Below are 22,517 nucleotides of genomic sequence, written 5' to 3' on the forward strand. Positions count from 1 at the left end.
AGCAATGCAGCCTTCCCGTTCCATGCTTCGTCCGGCCATTGCGGTCGCCCTTGTCGCGACCCTGGTCGCCACCGCCGGCTGCAGCTGGTTCCGCAAGGACAACGCGCTTTACGCAGCCGCGCCGCAGGACCGGCCGCTCGAGGTGCCGCCCGATCTCGATCGCCCCGACACCAGCTCGGCGATGGCCGTTCCGGATACCGGAACCACCAGCGTGACCCGGTCGGACATGTCGTCCGCAGCGCCGGCGGCACCGGCCGCGCAGGGCTCGACCAACGGCTTCACCGTCCAGCTCGCGCGCGACGACGCGTTCGAGCGCATCGAGTCGCTGCTCGGCGGCATCGAGGGCGTGACCGTGGTCAGCAAGGCGCAGCTGCTGGGCACCTACGACATCGACGCCGGCGACACCAAGTTCCTGGTGCGCGTGACCCAGGTCGAAGCGGGCACCTATGTGTCGGCGGTCGATCCGCGCGGCCTGCCGGCGGCCGGCGAGGACGCGGTGCGCGTGATCGAAGCCCTGCGCGCGGGCCTGGAGCAGTAAGCCTTCCGCGGGCAGTGGCGGGGCGCGCGGTCCGGAAGCGGATCGCGCGTCAGCGCTCCAGCAGCGGCAGCTTGTTGGGCTTGCCGTCCCACTCCTCGGCGTCCGGCAGCGGGTCCTGGCGGGTGGTGATCACCGGCCATTCCTTGGACAACTCGGCGTTCAGGGCCACGAAGCCCTCCTGGCCGGCGGGAACGTCATCCTCGGCGTAGATCGCGCCGATCGGGCATTCGGGCTCGCACAAAGTGCAGTCGATGCACTCGTCGGGATCGATCACCAGGTAGTTCGGACCTTCGTGGAAACAGTCCACCGGGCACACTTCGACGCAGTCGGTGTACTTGCACTTGATGCAGTTCTCGGTGACGACGAAGGGCATGGTTCGCGATGCTGGCTGTGGAGGCCGCATATTGTAGCGCCCACGCATAAAAACAGGGCCCGCGACCGTTGCCGGTGCGGGCCCTGATGAATATGGTGCTCCCTACGGGATTCGAACCCGTGTTTTAGCCTTGAGAGGGCCACGTCCTGGGCCTCTAGACGAAGGGAGCAGTGGTGCATTCGCCGCCCTTTCGGGACGGCACCGGCTGGACGACCGGTCCCGCGACAAGCCAAGGCTGTATGCGGCTTGCTAGTATAGCAAGCACAGGCTGCCACTGGGCAACCAGCGCAGGTACTTTTTCCCCGATGCCCAACGATATCCCTTCCGTTACACCGGTCCTGCGGACGATCCCGCGCGACCAGCACACCATCTCCCGCAAGGACATCAGCGCCAGCGCGCTGCGCGTCCTCTATCGGCTGCGCGAAGGCGGCCACGAGGCCTACCTGGTCGGTGGCGCGGTCCGCGACCTGCTTGTCGGCGGCAGCCCCAAGGACTTCGACGTCGCCACCAGCGCCACGCCCGAAGAGGTCAAAGCGCTGTTCCGCAACTGCCGCCTGATCGGGCGCCGGTTCCGGCTGGCGCACGTGGTCTTCGGGCGCGAGATCATCGAGGTCGCGACCTTCCGCGCCAACGTCGACGACGGCAGCGGTGACCGCGAGACCCACGAGGGCGGGCGACTGCTGCGTGACAACGTCTACGGCACGGTCGAGGACGACGCCGTGCGCCGCGACTTCACCGCCAACGCGCTGTATTACACGATCGACGACTTCTCGGTGCGCGACTACCTGGGCGGCTTCGAGGACGTGCAGAACCGCGTGCTCAAGCTCATCGGCGACCCCGAAACCCGCTACCGCGAAGATCCCGTGCGCATGCTGCGCGCGGTGCGCCTGGCGGCCAAGCTCGACTTCGACATCGACCCGGCCACCGCGGCACCGATCCGCGCGCTGGCGCCGCTGCTCTCCGAGGCCGCGCCCGCGCGCCTGTTCGAGGAAACCCTGAAGCTGTTCCTCTCCGGGCACGGGGTGGCCAGCTTCGAGGGCCTGGAGCGCCACGGCCTGCTGAAGGCGATGTTCCCCGAGGCGGGGGCGGCGATGGAGGCGAACCGCAGCGGTGCGCTGCGCGCCGTCGTGCTGGAGGGCCTGCGCGGTACCGACGCGCGCGTGGCCGCCGACGAGCCGGTGTCGCCTGCGTTCCTGTTCGCACTGCTGATGTGGCCCGCCTATTGCCGCACGCTGATGACGCTGCAGGCGCAGGACGTGCCGCCGGCCGACGCCCAGCGCCGCGCCGCCGACCGGGTCACCGTGCACGAGCTGGCCACCATTGCGGTCCCGCGCCGGTTCTCGCTGCCGATGCAGGAGATCTGGCTGCTGCAGTCGCGCTTCGGCCTGCGCCAGCGCAAACGGGTGATGCGCATGATCGCGCACCCGCGCTTCCGCGCCGCCTTCGACTTCCTGCAGGTGCGCCAGGCCGGTTCCGACGAACACGCCGAGGACATCGCCTTCTGGCGCGAGGCCCAGCTTGATCCCGACATGGCCATCGCCCACAGCCCGCTGGACGACGTGGAGGGCGACGGCGACGACGCCCAGCGCACGCCCCGCCGCCGCCGTCGCCGACGGCCCGTGACCACGGGATGAGTGCGCCGGTCCGGGCCTTCATCGGCCTGGGCGGCAACATGGGCGAGGTGGCCGCCACCCTGCGCTCGGCGCTGGCCGCGCTCGATGGGCTGTCGGCCACTCGCCTGCTGCGCACCTCGCGCCTCTACCGCACGCCGGCCTGGGGCGTGGAGGCGCAGCCCGATTTCATCAACGCGGTCGCCGCGCTGGAGACCACGCTCAGGCCGCGCGAGCTGCTCGACGCACTGTTGTCGATCGAACGCGACCATGGCCGCGAGCGCGCCGCAGACGGCAGCCGCTGGGGGCCGCGCACGCTCGACCTTGACCTGTTGCTGCATGGCGACGCGGTGGTGGACGAACCGGGACTGGTGGTGCCGCATCCGCTGCTGCACGTGCGCGCCTTCGTGCTGGTGCCGCTGGCCGAGGTCGCGCCCGACGTCGTGGTTCCCGGGCTCGGCCGCGCCGACGCGCTGCTCGCGGGCATCGACGCCAGTGGCATCGCAGCCGTCTGAGCCCTCACGCCACCACGCGGCGTAAGATTGGGGTGCCTCCCCCCCAACCACGGACGCGATACTCGATGGCCAAGAACCAGGACCGCCGGCCGATGACCGTGCCCGGCCTCGCAGAGGCGCGCGCAGCGGGCCGCAAGCTCGCCATGCTGACCGCCTACGACGCCGGTTTCGCGCGCGTGTTCGACGCCGCGGGCGTCGACCTGATCCTGATCGGTGATTCACTGGGCATGGTGGTGCAGGGCCGCGCTTCGACGCTGCCGGTGACCGTCGACGACATCACTTATCACACCGCTTGCGTTGCCCGCGCGCTGAGCCATGCGCTGCTGGTGTCCGACCTGCCGTTCCAGGCCGACGCCACGCCCGAACGCGCGCTGGACGCATCCACCCGGATGCTCCAGGCAGGCGCGCAGATGGTGAAGCTGGAGGGCGCTGGTCCCAAGCTCGACGTGATCCGCTTCCTGGCCGAGCGCGAGATGCCGGTCTGCGCCCACCTCGGCCTGACGCCGCAGTCGGTGCTGCGCTTCGGCGGCTTCAAGGTCCAGGGGCGCGAAGAGGCCGCTGCCGGGCGCCTGCGCGCCGAAGCGCGCGAAGTGGCCGAAGCCGGCGCCGCGCTGATCGTGCTGGAGGGCGTGCCCGCAGCGCTGGCGGCCGCCATCACCCGAGACAGCGCGGTGCCCACCATCGGCATCGGCGCGGGTGCCGACTGCGATGGCCAAGTGCTGGTGATGCACGACATGCTCGGCCTCGATTCCGGCCACCGGCGCCCGAAGTTCGTGAAGGATTTCCTGGCCGAAGGCGGCTCGGTGGCCGGCGCCGCGGAGGCGTTCGTGGCCGCCGTGCGCGACGGCAGCTTCCCCGACGCGGCGCACTCCTACGCATGAGCGCGGCGATCGAAGTCGCGCGCGCGCTCGGCGCGCTGAGCGCACGCATCGCCGCCTGGAAGCGCGACGGCCTGCGCGTGGCCCTGGTCCCGACCATGGGCAACCTGCACGAAGGCCACTACAGCCTCGTGCGCCTGGCGCGTGTGCATGCCGACCGCGTGGTCGCCAGCGTCTTCGTCAATCCCACCCAGTTCGGTCCCGGTGAAGACTACGAGCGCTATCCGCGCACGCCCGATGCCGACGTCGCCGGCCTCGATGGCGCCGGCTGCGACCTCGTCTGGCTGCCGCAGCTTGCGGAGATGTACCCGCTGGGCACGGCGCGCGCGGTGCGCGTGCAGGTGCCCGGGATCACCGGCGTGCTCGACGGCGCGCATCGCCCGGGGCACTTCGACGGCGTGTGCACCGTGGTGGCGCGGCTGTTCAACCAGGTGCAGCCCGACGTCGCGGTGTTCGGCCGCAAGGACTACCAGCAGTTGGCGGTGATCCGGCACATGGTCGACGACCTCGCGTTCCCGGTGGAGGTGCTGGGCGCCGAGATCGTGCGCGACGACGATGGCCTGGCGCAGAGCTCGCGCAACCAATATCTGTCGCCCACCGAGCGCGCGCTGGCTCCTGAAATCCACCGCGCCCTGCTGGCGATGCGCGCGGCGGTGCAGGGCGGCGCCGACCGGCGCGCCGCGGAAGCCGAGGCCGTCACACGACTGCAGGCCGCCGGTTTCGAAGTCGACTACGCCGTGGTGCGCACGCCGCTGCTGGTCGAACCCGATGCGCCGGGCGATGCCGACGACGGCCGCCGCGTCGCCCTTATCGCCGCCCGCCTCGGCCGCACCCGCCTGATCGACAACCTCGAATTCCCGGCCCGACCCACCGCGCCCCCGCCTCTGTAGGAGCAGCTACAGCTGCGACCCCCACATGACGCGACGTCTCGCCAAAGGCGCGCGGTACGGCGGGCCGGTGGCTACTCCGTGGGCTGTCCCGCTGCGCGGGCCTTTATGCCCACTGCGCACCCCCCGACCCGCCTTGCAGCGCCTTCCCGCGGGCCGCCGGAAAATCAAAGGCGCGACGCTCCTGCTCGTTCCACCACCCCACTGCGCCGATGGCAGCGGAGGGTGGGCGGGTATTCCGCCGGCAATCAGGAGCAGCTTCACCGCGACGCCGGCGGAGTACCCGCCCATCCTCCGCCCCCGCCAAGCCCAGGTCCCTGACACGCCTGCGAAGCGTCCGCCCTGCAACCCACCCGGAACCCTGAACCAGTCCACGGCAGCAGTCGTCCCGGACAAGAGCAAAACCCGCCATCTTGTAGAATCGAAGGCTGACGCCGATTTCCCGGCAGATCGCGGTCCCCAACCATGCTCCTGACCCTCCTCAAAGCCAAGATCCACCGCGCCACCGTCACCCACGCCGAGCTGCATTACGAAGGCTCCTGCGCGATCGACGGCCGCCTGCTCGACCTCTCGGGCATCCGCGAATACGAGCGCATCGAGATCTACAACATCAACAATGGCAAGCGCTTCGCGACCTATGCGATCCGCGCCGAAGAAGGCAGCGGCATCATCTCCGTCAACGGCGCCGCCGCCCACCAGGCCGAACCGGGTGACCTGGTCATCGTCTGCGCCTATGGCGCCTGCGACGAGGCCGAGGCCGCCGCGTTCAAGCCCAGCCTGGTGTACGTCGATCGTGAGAACCGGATGACGCACACCAACGACGCTATCCCGGCGCAGGCGGCCTGACGCCTTGGCCGGCGAAGCGCTGGTCCGGCAGTTCCTCGACCACGCCGAGCGTCTTGCCGGCTCGCGCATCCCCGACCTGGTCGCAGCCGATCCCGCGCGTGCGCAGGCGATGGCGCTGCGCGTGGGACCGGTGTACGCGAGCTTCGCGCGCCAGCGTCTGGATGGGCCGACCCTGGCCACCCTCGGCGAACTCGCCGGGCATGTGCGCCTGTCGCTGGCGCTGCGCGCCCTGGTCGATGGTGCCGAGGTAAACGTTTCCGAGGGCCGGCCCGCGCTGCATACGGCGCTGCGTTCGGACATCGGTCGCGGCGAGGTTGCGCAGCGCGCGCACGCCGATGCGCTGGCCGCGCGGGAACGCATGGCGGGCCTGGTCGCGTCGCTGCGCGAATCCGGCGTCACCGACATCGTCAACATCGGCATCGGTGGTTCGGATCTTGGCCCGCGGCTGGTGGTGGATGCGCTGAAGGATTTCAACGACGGCCGCTTCCGCCTGCACTTCGTCAGCAACGTCGATGGCAGCGAGGTGCAGCACACACTGCGCGGCCTGGATCCGGCGCGCACCGCGGCGATCCTGGTGTCCAAGAGCTTCGGTACCCAGGAGACGCTGCTCAACGGCGAGGTCGTCCGTGACTGGCTGGGCGGGGGCGAGCACCTGTACGCGGTCAGCGCCAACGTGGCCGCGGCCGAGGCCTTCGGCGTGGCGCCGGAGCGCGTGCTGCCGATGTGGGATTGGGTCGGCGGGCGCTATTCGCTGTGGTCGGCGGTCGGGTTCTCGATCGCGCTGGCGGTGGGCATGGGCGGGTTCGAGGCCCTGCTTGCCGGCGCCGCCGAGATGGACGCGCACGCCGTCGAAGCGCCGCTGGAAGCCAACCTGCCGATCCACCACGCGCTGGTGGCGGTCTGGAACCGCAACGCGCTCGGCCTGCCCACGCAGGCCGTGCTTCCCTACGACCAGCGCCTGGCGCACCTGCCGGCCTACCTGCAGCAGCTGGTGATGGAAAGCCTGGGCAAGTCGGTGCGCAGCGACGGCCGCGCGCCCGGCGTGGCGACCGTGCCGGTGGTCTGGGGTGGCGCCGGCACCGGCGCCCAGCACAGTTTTTTCCAGGCCCTGCACCAGGGCACCGACGTGGTGCCGGCCGATTTCATCGGCGTGGTGCGGCCGGCGCATGCGCATGCGGGCAACCACGATGCGCTGCTCGCCAACCTGCTGGCGCAGGCCGAGGCGCTGGGCAACGGGCATGCGGCCGATGATCCGCAGAAGGCGTATCCCGGCAACCGGCCGTCGACGCTGTTCCTGCTCGACGAACTCACGCCGCATTCGCTCGGCGCGCTGCTGGCGATGTACGAGCACAGCGTCTACGCGCAGTCGGTGCTGTGGGGCATCAACGCCTTCGACCAGTGGGGCGTGGAGCTTGGCAAGCGCATCGCCGGCGAGCTGCTGCCCGCGGTGCGCGGCGAGCGCGAGGCGGGTGATGCTGTGACGCGGGCGCTGCTTGAAGAGATCCGCGCGCACCGCTGAATCCCTTGGGTCGCGCCTCGCTGCTCCTACGAAAGGGGCGGGGTGTTCAGCGGGCGGCGTGTCGCGCCAGGGCCCAGGCAACGTGTTCGCGGATGACGGGGTCGGGGTGTTCGCGGCGCGTTTCAAGCGCGTGCAGCACGTCCGGCGTGGCCGGTGCATTGCCCAGCGCGATGGCGATATTGCGCAGCCAACGCGCATGCCCGCTACGGCGCAGCGCGGTGCCTTCGGTGCGGCGCAGGAATTCGTCCTCCTCCCACGCGAACAGTTCGGCAAGGCTGGCGGTGTCCAGGTCGTTGCGGGCGCGGAAGTCGGGTTCGTCGTGGCGGCGGGCGAACTTGTTCCAGGGGCAGACCAGTTGGCAGTCGTCGCAGCCGAAGATGCGGTTGCCCATCAGCGGGCGCAGCTCCTCGTCGATCGGGCCTTCGTGCTCGATGGTGAGGTAGCTGATGCAGCGCCGCGCATCCAGCACGTTCGGCCCCAGGATCGCCTGCGTCGGGCAGACATCGATGCAGCGCCGGCAGCTGCCGCAGTGCGGCGTCGCCGGCGGGTCGGGGGGCAGGGCGATGTCGAGGTAGAGCTCGCCGAGGAAGAACCAGGAGCCGCCGTCGCGGTCGATCAGGCAGGTGTGCTTGCCGATCCAGCCGAGGCCGGCGTTGCGCGCCAGCGCGCGTTCCAGCACCGGCGCCGAATCGACGAACACGCGATGGCCGAACGGCCCGATCTCCGCGGCGATGCGGTCGGCCAGCTTCTGCAGGCGATTGCGCATCAGCTTGTGGTAATCGCGGCCCAGCGCGTAGCGGGCGACGTAGGCGCGCTCGCCGTCGGCCAGGGTCGCCCAGGCCTCGACGTCGTCGCGGCGGCCGTAGTCCAGGCCCACCGACAGCACGCTGATCGTCCCCGGCACCAGTTCCTGCGGCCGCGAGCGCTTGCTGCCGTGGCGCGCCATCCAGTCCATCGAGCCGTGGAAGCCGCGCGCGAGCCAGTCGCGCAGGTGGCCTTCGTCATCGCCGAGGTCGATGCCGGTGATGCCGCAGCGCTGGAAGCCGGCCTCGTGCACCAGGGCGCGGACCCGCGCGGCAAGCGCGGCGGGGTCGGGCGTGATCGCAGCGCTGGCGGGAAGCCGGGACATGGCGCGCCAAGTATAGAATCCGGGCCATGCACGCCTCCCGAACCGACGCCGCCACGCCGCTGTACGACATTGCAGGCATGCGCCGGATCGAAGCGCAGGCGATCGCCCTGCTTGCCGGCGACGATTTCGCGCTGATGCAGCGCGCCGGCGCCGCGGCCTGGCGTTTCCTGCTTGAACACTGGCCGCAGGCGCTGCGGATCGTGGTCGTCTGCGGCCCGGGCAACAACGGGGGCGACGGCTATGTGCTGGCGAGGCACGCGCTCGAGTCAGGGCGCGACGTGCGCGTGCTGCACGCCGGTGGCCAGGTGCCACGCAGCGCGCTGGCCAAGCGCGCGGCGGCCGAATTCCTCGATGCGGGCGGTGCCGTGGACGTGGCGGAGGCGCTCCCACCGGGCTGCGACGTCGTGGTCGATGCGATGTTCGGCATCGGTTTCGACGGCCGCGCCGACATTGCCTGCACCGCGCTGATCGCTGCGATCGCCGCGAGTGTCACGGAGGTGCTCGCGCTCGACGTGCCGTCGGGCGTGGACGCGTCCTGCGGAAGCGTGCCCGGCATCGCTGTGCGCGCGAGCCGTACCCTGCAGTTCCTCGGCGACCACGCGGGACTGGCGACGGGTGCGGCCCTCGACCACGTGGGCAGCCTGGCCATGGCGCCGCTCGACATTCCGCATGCCGCGTTCGACGGCGTGCGGCCGGCGGCGTGGCGGCTGCGCGCAGGCGCACTGGGGGCACTGCTGCCGCGGCGCGTCCGCACCGCGCACAAGGGACGCTCGGGCCACGCGCTGCTGGTCGGTGGCAACCACGGAATGGGTGGCGCGATGCTGCTTGCGGCAGGCGCGGCGCTGCGGGCGGGCGCCGGCCTGGCCACCGTCGCCACGCGCACGGCCCATGTGGCGCCGCTGCTGGCGCGCACGCCCGAGGCGATGGCGCATGCGCTCGAAGAGCCGGCTGCGCTTGGGCCACTGCTGGCCGCGGCCGACGTCTGCGCGATAGGCCCCGGGCTGGGTCGCGACGAGTGGGCCACGGGCCTACTGGATGCCGCGATCGCCGGCGCCGGCGCGCTGGTGATCGATGCCGATGCCTTGAACCTCATCGCAAGCGAGCCGCGCAGCGTGCCTGCCGACGCAGTGCTGACGCCGCATCCCGGCGAGGCCGCGCGCCTGCTCGGCTGCACGGTGGTAGCGGTCGGACGCGACCGCATCGCCGCGGCGCACGCACTGTGCGCGCGCCATGGCTGCGTGGTGGTGCTCAAGGGCGCCGGCAGCGTGGTGGCTGCGCCGGACGGCCGGGTCTGGATCATCGACGCGGGCAATCCCGGCATGGCCGTGGGTGGCATGGGCGATGCGCTCACCGGAATCATTGCAGCGCTGCGCGCCCAGGGCCTTCCGGCCATCGAAGCCGCGGTCGCCGGCGCGCTGCTGCACGCCGTGGCCGGTGATCATGCAGCGGCAGCCGGTGGCGCCCGCGGGCTGCTGCCCAGCGACCTCATCGCGTCCCTGCGCGACGTGGGGCAGGGCTGATGGACGCCCGCGAACGCAGCATGTTCCTGCCCGGTGCCGAGGCGACCGCGTTGCTGGCCGAAGCACTCGCCGGCACGCAGCCGGTCCTGTCCGTGGTGCACCTCCACGGAGATCTCGGCGCAGGCAAGTCCACCCTGGCCCGCGCCTGGCTGCGCGCACTGGGCGTGACCGGCCCGGTGCGCAGTCCCACCTACACCCTGGTCGAACGCTATCCGCTGGCGACCGGTGGCGAAGCCCTGCACCTGGACCTGTACCGCATCGGCGATGCCGGCGAACTCGAATTCCTGGGCCTGGACGACGCCGACGCGCGGCTGTGGCTGGTTGAATGGCCGGAGCGGGGCCTGGGTGCCCTGCCGGCGGCCGACCTCGAGGTCCACCTCGGGGTGGATGGAGAGGGTCGAAGCTGCAGGCTGGCATTCCGCGGCGCGGCGGGCGAAGCGTGGCTGGCCGCCCTGGCCCAACGGGGTCGTTTGCAGGGGCTTCCTGAACCCAACCCGTAGGAAGGGCGGGCAGGTCCCGGATTCCTAAGGGAAAACCTGTTGCAAACCTGCCGAAGTGATGCTTGACTACGGCCATGCGCGTCCGGGGCATCCATCTGCAGCAATTCCTGCTCGGCGCGGCCCTCCTGGCTGCGCTGCTCTGGAATTTCGCCAAAGCGTCCGAAATCAATGACGTGCGGCTGACTGCCGGGCCTACGGGCACGCGCGCCGAGCTCAAGCTTGACGCCGAGGCGGACTACAAGCTGATTGCGCTCTCAGGGCCCGATCGCCTGGTCGTGGATTTTCCAAGCAGCCGGCTGGCGCTTCGCGCCGGTGCCCCGGCCGGCGCGGGCGTGGTCAAGGCGGTGCGTACTGGAGAGCCGGCGCCCGGAACCACCCGGGTGGTATTCGACCTGGCGATGCCGGTGGTCGCCCTTGCTCCGCGGTTCGAAGCCGGCCCCGACGGCGCCCGGCTGGTGCTTGAATGGCCCGGCGACCACGGCTCCGCGCCTGTGGCCCCGGCAGCAAGTGCCCGCGCTCCCACGGCTGGGGCGCCGGCCACGAACGATCCGATCGCGCGGATCGCGGCCGCTACCCAGTCCGGCGCCGGGGTGGCCACGGCCGCCACGAACGGTCCGGCCCCCGATCCGGCACGCGCGTCCGCCGATGCCACGTCGCGGCTGATCGCGAACCTTCCCGCCGCCGGCGCCCCGGCGCCCGCGGCCCCGTCCACGGCATCCCCGCAGCGGCCACAGCCATCGAGCGATCCGTCGCCGCGGCAGGCGGTGCCGACCACGATTGCCACCGGCGTGCCCGCGCCCGTCAAGCGCGAGGCCGCGGCGCCGGCCGCCTCCCGGCCGTCCAGCACCAACGCCGCGCAGGCCGCGGCCAGCGGTGCGACGCGTCCGCTGGTGATCTCCATCGATGCCGGCCACGGAGGCCAGGATCCCGGCGCCGTCGGCCCGACCGGCAAGCGCGAGAAGGACATCAACCTCGCCATCGCCCGCGAACTCGCGCGCCAGGTCAACGCCACGCCCGGCCTGAAGGCGCACCTGGTGCGCGACGCCGACGTCTTCATCCCGCTCAACCGCCGCGCGCAGCTGGCGCGCGCCGCCGGCGCCGACATGTTCATCTCGCTGCACGCCGATGCCGCCGAGAACCGCAGCGCCAAGGGCTCGTCGGTGTACGTGCTGTCGCTCAAGGGCGCGTCCTCGCAGCGCGCCCGCTGGCTGGCCGACAAGGAAAACGCGGCCGACCTGATCGGCGGCGGCAAGGTCGCGACCTCCGACAGCATGCTCACCAACGTCCTGCTCGACCTCACCCAGAGCGGGCAGATGAAGGCCTCGGAAGACGCCGGCAACCACATCCTCGCGGGCCTCAAGCGCATCGGCAACAACCATAAGCCGCACATCGAGCGCGCCAACTTCGCGGTGCTGCGTACCTCGGACATGCCTTCGATGCTGGTGGAAGCCGCCTTCCTTTCCAATCCGGAGGAAGAGAAGCGCCTGATCGACCCGACCTTCCAGGGCAACGTCGCGCGCGCGGTGCTGGACGGGGTCAAGACCTATTTCACCAGCCAGCCACCGCCGGGCACGCTGTTTGCGATGCGCGCATCCGCGGATGGCGTTCCGGTCGCGAGCGGCGGCAGCCGCTGAGGGCGGCAAGCTCGCTTATCATCGGGTCTGGCCCCTATCAGCCGGACGCACAGCGGCCGGTGCCCGCGACCTCTTGAGCATCCGCCAGCTTCCCGACACCCTCGTCAACCAGATCGCCGCCGGCGAAGTCATCGAACGCCCGGCGTCGGTGGTCAAGGAGCTGGTCGAGAACGCGCTCGACGCCGGCGCGCGGCGCGTCGACATCGACCTCGAGGAAGGCGGCGTGCGCCTGATGCGGATCCGCGACGACGGCGGTGGCATCGCGCCGGAGCAGCTGCCGCTGGCGGTGTCGCGGCATGCCACCAGCAAGATCGCCTCGCTCGACGACCTGGAGGTCGTGGCCACGCTCGGCTTCCGCGGCGAGGCGCTGCCGTCGATCGCATCGGTCAGCCGCTTCAGCATCACTTCGCGCCGCGATGGCGACGGGCACGGTGCCAGCCTGCAGGTCGAGGGCGGACGCGTGGGCGAGGTGCTGCCCAAGGCGCATCCGCAGGGCACCACGGTCGAGATCCGCGACCTGTTCTACAACGTGCCGGCGCGGCGCAAGTTCCTGCGCGCCGAGCGCACGGAGCTGGGCCACATCGAGGAATGGCTGCGCTCGCTGGCCCTGGCGCGCCCGGACGTCGAGCTGCGGGTCACGCACAACGGCCGTCCGTCGCGGCGCTATCGCGGCGGCGGCGAGGGGCTCGCGTTCGATGAAGGCGCCGGGCGCCTGGTCGAGACCCTGGGCGAGGCGTTTGCGCAGGCCGCATTGCGGGTCGAGCACGCGGTCGGCCCGCGCCCAGGCGACGACAGCCGCGGCGACGCGCCCGCGCTGCGCCTGCACGGCTGGATCGCGCAACCGACCTACTCGCGCGCCAGCGCCGACCAGCAGTACCTCTACGTCAACGGCCGCGCGGTCCGCGACCGCAGCGTCGCGCACGCGGTGAAGCAGGCGTATGCCGACGTGCTGTTCCACGGCCGCCAGCCGGCCTACGTGCTGTTCCTGGAGCTGGATCCGGCGCGGGTGGACGTGAACGTGCACCCGGCCAAGCATGAAGTGCGTTTCCGCGATTCGCGCATGGTCCACGATTTCGTCTATCGCACGTTGCATGAAGCGCTTGCGGCAACCCGCGCGGGTAACGCGCCGCTGGTGGCGGCGGTCAGCACCCAGGCTGTGGTCGGGCGCGAGCTGGCCGCGCGCGCTGCCGGCCAGTCCAACCTGTCGCTGCGCGTGGACGAGGCACGCGACGCCTATGCGCTGCTCTATGGCGCGGCAGCCACGGTTGCCGGTGGCGATGCGGGCGCCGGCAGCGCAAGCGCGGCCGGCGGCGTGGGCGGCCTGGCCTGGGCGCCGCAGCCGGGCACGCAGGGCCCGCTGCCCGAGACCGGCGAGGACGGCGTCCCGCCGCTCGGCTTCGCCGTCGCACAGCTGCACGGCATCTTCATCCTGGCCGAAGCCGCCGACGGCATGGTCGTGGTCGACATGCACGCCGCCCATGAGCGCATCGGTTACGAGAAGCTCAAGACCGCGCACGATGGCGCCGGCCTGCGCCTGCAGCCGCTGCTGGTGCCGCAGGCGGTGGCGGTGAGCGAGCGCGAGGCCGACATCGCCGAACGCGAGGCCGCGACCCTGGCCGAGCTCGGCTTCGAAGTCTCGCGCACCGGCCCGCAGTCGCTGCTGCTGCGCGGCGTGCCTGCCCTGCTTGCGAGCGGCGATACCGAGGCCCTGCTGCGCGACGTGCTCGCCGATCTGCGCGAACATGGCGAGAGCCGCCGCGTGCGCGCCGCCCGTGACGAGCTGCTTTCAACCATGGCCTGCCACGGCGCGGTGCGCGCGCACCGGCGCCTGACCATCGCTGAAATGAACGCGCTGCTGCGCGACATGGAAGCCACTGAACGCTCCGGACAATGCAACCACGGTCGCCCGACGTGGACACGCTTTTCGCTCGCCGATATCGACCGTTGGTTCATGAGGGGACGTTGATGACCAGACACACATCGCTTGCCGCCGCCGCGGCCTGGCTCCTGTTCGCCGTCGCGCTGGCGGGCTGTGGTTCCGATGCGCCACCGGCCGGTGGCGACCACCAGGCCACCGACGTACCCCAGACCAGTCCGGCACTGACCGCGGCCGAGGCCGAATGGCGCAGCGAGCGACGCGAAGGCCTGCTGGCCGAAGACGGCTGGACCAGCCTGGTCGGCTTGCACTGGCTGGAGCTGCGCGCGCACTACATCGGCAACAGCGCCACCAGCGGCATCCGCCTGGGCCACGGCCCGGCGAAGCTCGGCCTGGTGCAGCAGGAGGGCGGCCGGGTGTACTTCACGCCGGAGCGGGGCGTGGCGGTCGCCGTGGGCGATGCGCCGGTCACAGGCCGCATCGAGCTGCGCGACGCCCTCGATCCGGAACCGACGGAGCTGCAGTTCGATGACGGCAAGGGCAGGCTTTCACTGATCACGCGCGGTGAACGTCGCGCGCTGCGCGTCAAGCACGCGGAGGCGCGCGGGCGCACGGGCTTCGGCGAACTGGAATACTGGCCGGTGGATGCGGACTGGCTGGTCGAGGCGCGCTTCGAGCCGCATCCCGCCGGGCGCACCATCGAAATCGCCAACATCGTCGGCGGGATCGACCTGCTGCCCAATCCGGGCGCGGTGGAGTTCAGCAGGGACGGCACCGACTACAGGCTTGAAGCCATCGCTGGCGAGGACGGCGGCCTGTTCCTGGTCCTTGCCGACCGCACCAATGGCCACGCCAGCTACGGCGCCGGCCGTTATCTGGATACGTCGCCGCCGGAAGCGGATGGCCGGGTCATGCTCAATTTCAACCGCGCCTACAATCCGCCCTGTGCCTTCACGGATTTCGCCACCTGCCCGCTGCCGCCGCCGGAAAACCGGCTCGACCTCGCGTTGACCGCGGGCGAAAAGGCCTATGCGAAGCCGGGCGCCTGACGTGCACGGGCACGCACCTGGCCGCCGCAATGCGGCGTCCACCACCCAGAAAAGGACCTCCATGTTCAATACCCACGGGGCCCGCGGGTCCCTGCTTGCCGGCGCCGTTGCCGCGACCCTGCTCATTGGCGCCAGCGCCTTCGCCATGGCCGCGCCACCGGCCAGCGCGCAACCGACCGCCGCGGCGACTGCCGGAACGACGGCTCCGGTGCCGCTGCTGTGGAAGGTGTCCGACAAGGACAACTCGCTGTACCTGCTCGGCTCCTTCCACCTGCTGCTTCCCACCGATTATCCGTTGTCGCGCGACGTCGACATGGCCTTCGCCGACGCCGAGAAGCTGGTGTTCGAGGTCGCGCCGGACGAGCTGGCCTCGCCGCAGCTGGCCTTGCAGATGGCCCAGGCGGCAATGCGCACCGACGGCAGCACGCTTGACGACGAGCTTGGCCCGGAGCTGGCGGCGAAGCTTGCCGACTGGGGCCGCGACAACGCCGCGCAGCTGGCCGCCACCGGTATGACGGTCGAGGTACTGCAGCGTTTCGAGCCCTGGTTCGTGGGCATGATGGTGACCATCAGCCAGATGACCGGGCTGGGCTTCGATCCGGCCATCGGGCTCGACGCGCACATGGGCGGACTGGCGGAGACCGCGCAGAAGCCCGTGGCCGGGCTCGAGACCGGTGCCCAGCAGATCGCCTTCCTCGACGGAATGGACGCCGGCGAGCAGCTGCAGATGCTCGAGCAGGCGCTGGAACAGGCGGAGGCCGGTGCAGAGCAGATGCTCGCCCTGCACGGCGCGTGGCGGGCCGGCGATACGCAAGCGATCATCGACGGCACGATCGCCGAATTGCGCCGCGACTTCCCCGCGCTGTACCAGGTGATCAACGTCGGCCGCAACGACGCCTGGGTGCCGAAGCTGGAAGCGCGGCTGCGCGAAGATGGCAGCGACGACAGCCTGGTGGTGGTCGGCGCGATGCACCTGCTGGGCGAGGACGGCGTGGTCGAGAAGCTGCGTGCGAGGGGCTATGCAGTGGAGCGCGTGTGTTCGGAGTGCGTCGGCACGCGCTAGGGCAGGAGAGGGTCCGGCAGCATCACGATGCAGTCCACGGGACATGCCGGAACGCACAGCCGGCATCCCGTGCACAGCGGTGCAAGCACCACGTGCATGCGCTTGCTGCCGCCGATGATGGCGTCGACCGGACAGGCCTGGATGCACTTGGTGCAGCCGATGCAGTCGGGTTCGATCACCAGCGCGACCTCGGCCGGGCGGTGTTCGCCCAGGCTGCGGTCGAAAGGCAGTGGTGATACGCCCAGCAGGGTCGCCAATGCGCGCGCGCCGGAATCCCCGCCCGGGGGGCAGCGGTCCACGCCGGCGTCGCCTGCGGCCATGGCTTCGGCATAGGGCCGGCAGCCGCTGTAGCCGCACTGCCCGCACTGGGTCTGCGGCAGCAGCCGGTCGAGGCGCTCGACCAGGGCGTCGCGGCCGCTCATCGCCGGCTCAGCGGACCGGCATCCCGGGCGCGGCCGCGGGATCGGCGCCAAGCAGCGCCAGCGCGCCGGCGTCGAAGCCGGCGGACAGGATCATCCCTTCGCTCATGCCGAAGCGCATCTTGCGCGGCGCGAGGTTGGCGATGAAGACCACGCTGCGGCCGACCAGCGAAGCCGGCTCGCCGTAGCTTGCACGGATGCCGGAGAAGATCTGGCGCGTGCCGAGCTCCCCGGCGTCTAGCTCGAAGCGCAGCAGCTTGTCCGAACCTTCGACAAATTCGCAGGCGATGACCTTGCCGATGCGCAGGTCGAGCTTGGCGAAGTCGTCGATGGTGATGGTGGGGGCCGCGGCGTCGCTGGACATCGCTTTGTTCGCCGTCGTGGTGGGCGTGCCGCCTTTGGTGGCTACGGACGGCGCGGTCGCAGCCGTAGCTGCTCCTACAAGGACGGGGGCGGCGGCAGGCTTGAGGTCGTCCTTGCTGGCTTCGGTCATGGTGGCGATGTTCTTCGGGTCGATGCGGGTGAACAGCGGCTGGTAGGGCTGGATGCGGTGGCCAGTGAGCGGGGCGTCCAGGTCCTGCCAGCGGGCGAGCGGAGCCGCGAGGAAGGCTTCCACCTGCACGGCCATCGCCGGCAGCACCGGGTGCAGCGCGCCGGCCAGCACGCGAAACAGGTTCAGGCCCTGGCTGCAGACAGCGTGCAGCTCGGCGTCGGCACCGTCCTGCTTCGCGATCACCCAGGGCTTGCGCTCGTCGATCCAGCGGTTGGCCTCGTCGGCCAGCGCCATCACCTGGCGCAGCACGCTGGCGGGCTCGTTGCGTTCGTAGGCGTCGCGCACCGGCGCCAGCGCCGCGACGAAGCGCGCGTACATCTCCGGCTCCGGCAGCGCCGGCGCGAGCATGCCGTCGAAGCGCTTGCCGATGAAACCGGCGCAGCGGCTGGCCAGGTTGACGAACTTGCCGACGATGTCGGAGTTCACCCTGGCCACGAAGTCGGCCAGGTTGAGGTCGATGTCCTCGACGCCGCCGCCGGACTTGGCCGCGAAGTAATAGCGCAGGGCCTCGGGCGGGAGCCCGGCATCCAGCCAGGTGCGCGCCATCACGAAGGTGCCGCGCGACTTCGACATCTTGGCGCCGTCGACGGTCAGGTAACCGTTGACGTGCAGTCGCGTGGGCGGGCGCAGCCCGGCACCATCGAGCACCGCCGGCCAGAACAGGCCATGGAAGTTGATGATGTCCTTGCCCAGGAAATGGTGCATCTCGGCCTGGCTGCCGGCATCGACGAATGCGTCGAAGTCGAGGCCTTCGCGCTCGCACAGCGCCTGGAAGCTGGCCAGGTAACCGATCGGCGCGTCGATCCAGACGTACAGGTACTTGCCCGGATGGCCGGGGATCTCGAAGCCGAAGTAGGGCGCGTCGCGCGAGATGTCCCAGGCGCGCAGCCCGCCCTCGCCGTCGACCCACTCCAGCAGCTTGGCCTTGACCCCGGGGGTGGCGACGTCACCGGCCAGCCACTCACGCAGGAAGGCTTCGAAGTGGCCGAGCTCGAAGAAGAAGTGTTCGCTCTCGCGCAGCTCGGGCGTGGCGCCGCTGACCACCGAGTACGGCTGCAGCAGCTCGGTGGGCGAGTAGGTTGCGCCGCAGTGTTCGCAATTGTCGCCGTACTGCTCGGCGGTGCCGCAGCGCGGGCAGGTGCCCTTGACGTAGCGGTCAGGCAGGAACATGCCCTTGTCCGGGTCATACAGCTGCGCCACCGAGCGCCGGCTGACGTGCCCGGCAGCGTCCAGGCGCGCGTAGATGGCCTCGGTCAACGCGCGGTTGCGTGGTGAGTGGGTCGAGTCGTAATGATCGAACGCGACGCCGAAGTCCGCAAAGTCGCGCTCGTGCCCGGCCTGGATGCCGGCGACGAAGGCCTCCGGCGTGGTCCCCGCCTTCTCGGCGGCGAGCATGATCGGCGTGCCATGGGTGTCGTCGGCGCAGACGTAGTGGACCGTGCCGCCGGCCATGCGCCGCGCGCGCACCCAGATGTCGGCCTGCACGTAGCCGACCAGGTGGCCGATGTGCAACGGACCGTTGGCGTAGGGCAGGGCGTTGGTGACGAGTGCGGGGCGTGGCATGGCGTGGCTGCGTGCGAAAGGATGCGGATTATCGCATGCCGGCCTGGAGCTCCCCGGGGGCGCGTAAGGCTAGATCCGCTCCCAGAGCTGCGACTTGCAAATGAAGGCCACGCAGCCGGAGACCTTCAGCTTGGCACCGCCTTCGACCAGTTCCATCTTCGACTTGTAGACCTTTCCTTCGTCGGGCTTGAGGATGGTGCCGCCCGACCAGGAGGCGCCGTCGGTCTTCATGCCGCGGATGATTTCCATGCCCGTGATCGGCTTGCCTTTGCGATCGTCCTTGCACTTGTCGCAGCTTGGATCGGGCCGGCTGGGGTCGAGCAGTTCGATGATGCGGCCGCTGTAAGTGCCGTCCGCGGCCCTGGAGATCTCGACAATCGATTTGGCCTTGCCGGTCTGGTCGTCGATCGTCTTCCACTGGCCCGTGGGTCCGTTGGCCTGTGCGCTGGCGCCTGGTGCCAGCAGGGCGGCGGTTGCGAACAGGATTGCGGAAAGGAAGTGCATGCGCATTGGGGGCTCCTGGGTAGTCAGTGGTCCGCCTTGGGGGCGGCCCCGCCGTTATAACCGCTGTCGCAGCGGAAGAGAACAAGGCCGGCGGGTCCGCGTCCGGCGTGGCCCCGCAAAAACGACGGGACCCGCGGCGCGAGCCGCGGGCCCCGTCCCCGACCTCGCCCTAGAAGCTGTAGCGCAGGGCGAAGCGGACGTTGCGTGGCGCCGAATAGCTCAGGATGCGCTCTGTCTGCGAGTAGGGCACGCCGACGCCGCCGTTCTCGCCGTACTCCACCATGCTCTGCCCGATCTGGTCGTCGAAGACGTTGAACACGTCCATCGACAGGACCAGCTTGTTGTCGGCAAACGCGGGGAGGTAGGCCACGCCAAGGTCGAGGCGCTTGTTCCACGGCATCCGGCCGCCGGTGCCGCGCGGCTGCGGCTCGTTGTTGCAGAAGTGGTAGTAGGGGCCGCCGTACGAATAGAGTTCGTTGAACTCGTCGTTCGCCGGGTCATCCGGGTAGTAGCCGGTGCAGTTCTTCGGGCGGCCGGAGATGAAGCTGGCGGTCGCGGAGAAGCGCCATTCCGGGCTGGCCTGGTAGTAGCCGTACGCCGTCAGCTTGTGGCGCCGGTCGTTGGGCAGGTACCCGTTGGCGAATTCCATCAGCTCCGGATGGTCCCAGTCCATCGTCTGCGAGACGTCACCCTGGCCCACGTCCGACTTCAGCTGGCCCTCCGCGTTGCCGTAGTTGCGCGACAGCGTGTAGTCCACGCGGCCAAACCAGGTGCCGTCGAAAGGACGCTCGACGAAGAAGTCGATGCCCTGGTACATGCGCTTGAGCTCGGGGAAGCCGAGTTCGGCTGCACTCAGCGCAACCTCGACCAGGTTGCCCGTGCCGTCGTCGAGCAGGAACGTGTTCGCTTCGCCCGGATTGAACAGGCGGCAGGCCGCCAGCGCATCGCCCAGACTGGTCGCGGTTTCCTCGCCCAGGCCCTGGTTGATCGCCCAGTTGTAGGCAGGGCGGAAGTCACACATGTCGTCGATCGCGCTGCGCAGGTTGCGGTGCACGTAACGGGCGCCAAAGGTGAACTGGTCGGCGAACTGCTTTTCGAAGCCGAGCACGAACTCGTCCTGGAAGTGCGGATCGATGCCCTTGGCGGTGACGGTCCGGGGATCGGGAGCCTGGCCATACTCGCGATTGGACGAGTACGGGCCGTCGCCGAGCGCGGTCGTCCCGATCGGCTCGCCGGTGGCCGGATCGATGCCGGTGAACGCGAAGTACTCATTGGTATACAGCGAGCCCGCGGCGCCGCGCAGGGCGACGTTGTTGGGCATGGCCAGGTGGTAGCGGCCGGCGTTGGCGAACACCTTGAGGGAGGCGTCACCGAGGACGTCCCAGCTCAGTCCGATGCGCGGCGCCCACTGGTCCCTTTGTTCCACGTAGGAAACGCCGTCGGCGTTGAAGTTCTCGAAGTTCTCGTTGCGCAGGCCCAGCGAAAGCAGCCAGTTGTCGGAAACCTGCCAGCGGTCCTCGAGGTAGTACGCGTACTGTTCGACGGTAAACGTGCCGCCGTTCGCGTACTTGTACTGCGACACGTAGTCGCCGCTCCCGCCCGGGCAGGTGGCGCCGCCGCCGCCGTCGATCCCGTCGCCTTCGCGGCCAGGGCCGCAACTGCTGTAGATCCAGCGATAGCCAGGGCCGGATGTCACTTCACCGGCCCGCGATTCGGAATCCTGCCGGTCATAGCCCAGCCGCAGCAGGTGCGAGCCCGCCTGCCATTCCAGGTCGATGCGACCGCCCTCGGTTTCGTCGTACGCGTCGGGGAAGGCGAGCTGTCCATACGAACCGCGCTGCACCGGATTGGCGATAGAGCGGGTGTCGCTGACATAGGTGATGCCGGGGTCGTACCCGAACGGCACGGCCTCGTGGTCGCCCTGTTGCTGGCCATAAAGCGCGGTCAACGTGAGGTTGTCGGTCAGGTAGCCGGTGTAACGGCCGATATAGAGCTCGCCGCCGTCGCGATAGTAGTACCCGCCGGTCTTGGTCGTGCCGCGGATGACGTCATCGGCATTGGGCACGTACTGGAACTGGGAATACTGGACGTTCTGCTCGGTCACGTCCGATACCGCCGTGAATTCCAGGGCATGGTTGTCGGAGATCTGCCAGTCGACCTTGGCCATCCAGCGCGGGATGTCGTACTCGGAACGCTGTCGGCCGTTGGTGGCGCCGCCCGGGCGCGCAAGAACCCCGATCTGGTCCTGCTGGGTGATCTCGCCGCTCGCGTACACGAACAGGCGGTCCTTGATGAGCGGGCCGCTGGCGTGGACGCCATAGCTCCACGCACCGGACTCGATCTCGTCGCGCTTCTGGTAGAGCAATCCGTCGGTGGGCGTACCGTTGTCCGGGTAGTAGATGTTCCTGGAAGTGGCACGCAAGCTCGACGGCGAATAGGTCAGCAGGCCACCGAACTTCCACTCGTTGCCACCACGGTTTGTGACGATGTTCACGACACCACCGGTCGCGCGCCCGAACTCGGCGCCGTATCCGCCGGTGATCACCTGCATCTGGTTGATGCCGTCGAAGGGCAGGGTGGTCGAGCCGAGGTTGGTCAGCGGGTTGGTGACGGCGTAACCGTTGATGTAGAACGCGTTTTCCGACGCCGCCGAGCCGCCGAACGAGGCGGTATTGGGATAGCGCGAGTCAGCCTGGATGACGCCGGGGGCGAGCAGCGCCACGGCCTGGATGTTGCGCGCAACCGGCATGTTCTGGAGCTTTTCGGCGGTGAAGACGGTGCGCGTATCAGTGGCCGACACGTCAATCGACGGGCCGCGGTTGCCCAAGACCTGCACGCCGTCGATGGTGGTGACATCGCCGCCAGCCGTGGCCGAGAAGGAGACCTCGGCACCGCCGCCGATCACCACCGCGACGTTGTCGCGCGAGCCCACGACCTCGGCGCCGCGCGCCGCGGTGACGCGATAGCGGCCCACCGGCAGGGACGACATGCTGAAACGCCCGCTCGAGTCGGCAACGACGTCCCTGCGAAAGCCGGTGTCGGCGCTCTCCACGGTGATGGTTGTTCCCGGCTCGACGCCGGATCCGAAAATGGAGCCTGCGGTATTGGATTGGGCGTGGACGCCCGAGACAAAGCACATTCCGAGCGCGAGGCTCAGCACGGTGCGTCGTGCAGTGGAGCGGATGGTGGGTTTCTTCACGGCGTTCGGACTCCCCGGTTGATGTGGAGGACGCTAATGCCGCGAATTCATTCCCCATGGGTCCGGGAGCGCAGCGGCCGTCGGGTCCGTTTCTTGCCTTGCTTGACTCTGGTATGCATGCGGCTTTGCGGACTGCAGAATTTCTTAACATGGGGTTAACGCTATTGCAACAGTTCTGTGTTGCATTTCCCGCGCAAATGTGCGCTGGATCCGGTTTCCGCTGCGGAAGCGTCGCGTTTGATTCCCACGCAGGGCCGGAGGCGGCGTATTCAGAGCGGCGTGGCTCGCAGTCGCTGCTGCTTTGGCGCAAGCTTGCCGGCCGTAGTCACTGCCGGAGTGGAG

Annotated in this window: 19 protein-coding genes and 1 tRNA gene; 13 read left to right on the plus strand and 7 right to left on the minus strand. The window is 69.9% G+C overall.

Translation table 11 applies throughout. The features are described from left to right. The first annotated feature begins 4 nt into the window (after positions 1 to 4). Complete coding sequence (locus ACW7GZ_RS10945; RefSeq protein ID WP_457002062.1) at positions 5 to 538, plus strand: hypothetical protein; 534 nt, start codon at positions 5 to 7, stop codon at positions 536 to 538. Positions 539 to 587: 49 nt separating this feature from the next. On the opposite strand, the gene fdxA is transcribed toward ACW7GZ_RS10945, so the two are convergent. Continuing rightward, a complete protein-coding gene (gene fdxA, locus ACW7GZ_RS10950; RefSeq protein ID WP_457002064.1) occupies positions 588 to 911 on the minus strand; it encodes a ferredoxin FdxA in 324 nt (107 codons plus the stop codon). Positions 912 to 1,004: 93 nt separating this feature from the next. Continuing rightward, positions 1,005 to 1,080, minus strand: a tRNA-Glu gene (locus ACW7GZ_RS10955). A 136-nt stretch (positions 1,081 to 1,216) separates the two neighbouring features. Here ACW7GZ_RS10955 and pcnB point away from each other — a divergent pair. From pcnB to pgi, 6 genes are all read left to right on the plus strand, one after another. Further along, complete coding sequence (gene pcnB, locus ACW7GZ_RS10960; RefSeq protein WP_457002065.1) at positions 1,217 to 2,545, plus strand: polynucleotide adenylyltransferase PcnB; 1,329 nt, start codon at positions 1,217 to 1,219, stop codon at positions 2,543 to 2,545. Then, a complete protein-coding gene (gene folK / locus ACW7GZ_RS10965; protein WP_457009203.1) occupies positions 2,542 to 3,036 on the plus strand; it encodes a 2-amino-4-hydroxy-6-hydroxymethyldihydropteridine diphosphokinase in 495 nt (164 codons plus the stop codon). Before pcnB ends, folK begins: the two co-directional genes overlap by 4 nt. Before the next feature lie 65 nt (positions 3,037 to 3,101). Next, entirely contained in the window at positions 3,102 to 3,917 is an 816-nt protein-coding gene (gene panB / locus ACW7GZ_RS10970; RefSeq protein WP_457002069.1) for a 3-methyl-2-oxobutanoate hydroxymethyltransferase, read from the plus strand. Further along, on the plus strand, positions 3,914 to 4,804 hold the full coding sequence (gene panC, locus ACW7GZ_RS10975; RefSeq protein WP_457002071.1) for a pantoate--beta-alanine ligase: 891 nt from the start codon (positions 3,914 to 3,916) through the stop codon (positions 4,802 to 4,804). Before panB ends, panC begins: the two co-directional genes overlap by 4 nt. Positions 4,805 to 5,266: 462 nt before the next feature. Beyond that, on the plus strand, positions 5,267 to 5,647 hold the full coding sequence (panD, locus tag ACW7GZ_RS10980; RefSeq protein WP_457002073.1) for an aspartate 1-decarboxylase: 381 nt from the start codon (positions 5,267 to 5,269) through the stop codon (positions 5,645 to 5,647). Positions 5,648 to 5,651: 4 nt separating this feature from the next. Next, a complete protein-coding gene (gene pgi, locus ACW7GZ_RS10985) occupies positions 5,652 to 7,166 on the plus strand; it encodes a glucose-6-phosphate isomerase (protein WP_457009205.1) in 1,515 nt (504 codons plus the stop codon). Positions 7,167 to 7,212: 46 nt separating this feature from the next. On the opposite strand, the gene queG is transcribed toward pgi, so the two are convergent. Further along, positions 7,213 to 8,295 carry a tRNA epoxyqueuosine(34) reductase QueG gene (gene queG / locus ACW7GZ_RS10990; RefSeq protein WP_457002076.1) on the minus strand — a complete coding sequence of 361 codons (1,083 nt, stop codon included), beginning with the start codon at positions 8,293 to 8,295 and terminating at the stop codon, positions 7,213 to 7,215. A gap of 26 nt (positions 8,296 to 8,321) precedes the next feature. Here queG and ACW7GZ_RS10995 point away from each other — a divergent pair, with 26 nt between their 5' ends. The 6 genes from ACW7GZ_RS10995 to ACW7GZ_RS11020 all read left to right on the plus strand — a co-directional run bounded on the left by ACW7GZ_RS10995 (position 8,322) and on the right by ACW7GZ_RS11020 (position 15,937). Further along, positions 8,322 to 9,815: an NAD(P)H-hydrate dehydratase gene (locus tag ACW7GZ_RS10995; RefSeq protein ID WP_457009207.1), complete on the plus strand. Its 1,494-nt coding sequence runs from the start codon at positions 8,322 to 8,324 to the stop codon at positions 9,813 to 9,815. Further along, on the plus strand, positions 9,815 to 10,315 hold the full coding sequence (gene tsaE / locus ACW7GZ_RS11000; protein ID WP_457002079.1) for a tRNA (adenosine(37)-N6)-threonylcarbamoyltransferase complex ATPase subunit type 1 TsaE: 501 nt from the start codon (positions 9,815 to 9,817) through the stop codon (positions 10,313 to 10,315). The genes ACW7GZ_RS10995 and tsaE overlap by 1 nt, the downstream gene beginning before the upstream one ends. Before the next feature lie 74 nt (positions 10,316 to 10,389). Continuing rightward, entirely contained in the window at positions 10,390 to 11,949 is a 1,560-nt protein-coding gene (locus ACW7GZ_RS11005) for an N-acetylmuramoyl-L-alanine amidase (RefSeq protein ID WP_457009614.1), read from the plus strand. Between the two features lie 73 nt (positions 11,950 to 12,022). Next, positions 12,023 to 13,915 (plus strand): DNA mismatch repair endonuclease MutL, encoded by a 1,893-nt coding sequence (mutL, locus tag ACW7GZ_RS11010; protein WP_457009209.1) that lies wholly within the window; start codon positions 12,023 to 12,025, stop codon positions 13,913 to 13,915. Then, on the plus strand, positions 13,915 to 14,874 hold the full coding sequence (locus tag ACW7GZ_RS11015; RefSeq protein WP_457009211.1) for a DUF1684 domain-containing protein: 960 nt from the start codon (positions 13,915 to 13,917) through the stop codon (positions 14,872 to 14,874). Before mutL ends, ACW7GZ_RS11015 begins: the two co-directional genes overlap by 1 nt. 61 nt (positions 14,875 to 14,935) lie before the next feature. Next, complete coding sequence (locus ACW7GZ_RS11020) at positions 14,936 to 15,937, plus strand: TraB/GumN family protein (protein WP_457009213.1); 1,002 nt, start codon at positions 14,936 to 14,938, stop codon at positions 15,935 to 15,937. On the opposite strand, the gene rnfB is transcribed toward ACW7GZ_RS11020, so the two are convergent. The 4 genes from rnfB to ACW7GZ_RS11040 all read right to left on the minus strand — a co-directional run bounded on the left by rnfB (position 15,934) and on the right by ACW7GZ_RS11040 (position 22,175). After that, positions 15,934 to 16,359 carry an Rnf electron transport complex subunit RnfB gene (gene rnfB, locus ACW7GZ_RS11025; protein ID WP_457002087.1) on the minus strand — a complete coding sequence of 142 codons (426 nt, stop codon included), beginning with the start codon at positions 16,357 to 16,359 and terminating at the stop codon, positions 15,934 to 15,936. The genes ACW7GZ_RS11020 and rnfB overlap by 4 nt on opposite strands. A 7-nt stretch (positions 16,360 to 16,366) precedes the next feature. After that, positions 16,367 to 18,472, minus strand: a complete 2,106-nt coding sequence (gene metG / locus ACW7GZ_RS11030) for a methionine--tRNA ligase (RefSeq protein ID WP_457002088.1) — start codon at positions 18,470 to 18,472, stop codon at positions 16,367 to 16,369. Between the two features lie 69 nt (positions 18,473 to 18,541). After that, a complete protein-coding gene (locus ACW7GZ_RS11035; protein WP_457002090.1) occupies positions 18,542 to 18,982 on the minus strand; it encodes a DUF2147 domain-containing protein in 441 nt (146 codons plus the stop codon). A gap of 163 nt (positions 18,983 to 19,145) precedes the next feature. Continuing rightward, positions 19,146 to 22,175: a TonB-dependent receptor gene (locus ACW7GZ_RS11040; RefSeq protein WP_457002092.1), complete on the minus strand. Its 3,030-nt coding sequence runs from the start codon at positions 22,173 to 22,175 to the stop codon at positions 19,146 to 19,148. Between the last annotated feature and the right edge of the window lie 342 nt (positions 22,176 to 22,517).

The organism is Luteimonas sp. A537 (assembly GCF_054052065.1).